Origin of the sequence: Frankia sp. Mgl5 (assembly GCF_023242985.1) — a bacterium.
GTDB lineage: Bacteria > Actinomycetota > Actinomycetes > Frankiales > Frankiaceae > Parafrankia > Parafrankia soli.
Map to the genome: position 1 here is coordinate 1 of NZ_JALKFY010000272.1, position 247 is coordinate 247.

The window sequence follows — 247 nt, forward strand, 5'->3', positions numbered from 1 at the left end:
GTATACCATGGAGTTAAATTGCTTTCCACGGCGGGTAGTCACATAAAAGTGTCCTTCCGGTTTGCGCAGCTCAGGCAGCTCGATCGGCAAAAGATTGCCGCGTCCGTCCGGGGTTGGGCAGATGCCGTCTTCACAAAGCCACGCGCCGCCCCACTGGAATACATCGCCCCGTTTCTTCAGATGCTGAATACCATCATAGTTGGGGTTAGCAACGGCAATTTCATCACGGATCTGCTGTGCCTCAGTG

General features: G+C 54.3%; 1 pseudogene. It reads right to left on the reverse strand.

The annotated features are described in order from the left end of the window. Positions 1–247, reverse strand: a pseudogene (locus MXD62_RS09325) (formate dehydrogenase); the annotation flags it as partial.